Here is a 237-nt window from a genome sequence, read left to right on the forward strand (position 1 = left end):
ATTTCCATTAACATCAGTTACTGTAAGTTCTACGGAATTGTATCCAACATTGCTACAGTTGAAATTGGTAATATTTAAGGAGCGACTCTGAATTTGGCAATTATCGCCAGAACCATTGTCAATATCTTCAGCTGAAATTGTCGCGTTGCCGTTAGCGTCGAGTTGAACCGTTATGTTTTGGGTTCTTACTGTGGGAGCAATATCGTCTTCAACAGTAACGGTCGCAGTTTTCGAAGC

Annotated in this window: 1 protein-coding gene; it reads right to left on the bottom strand. The window is 40.5% G+C overall.

Annotation, left to right across the window (positions count from 1 at the left end; translation table 11 throughout):
- A partial coding sequence (locus RM529_RS17980; protein WP_311486092.1) for a hypothetical protein occupies positions 1-237 on the bottom strand: 237 nt, incomplete at both ends.

Origin of the sequence: Autumnicola edwardsiae, from assembly GCF_031846505.1 — a bacterium.
Classification (GTDB): Bacteria; Bacteroidota; Bacteroidia; order Flavobacteriales; family Flavobacteriaceae; genus Autumnicola; species Autumnicola edwardsiae.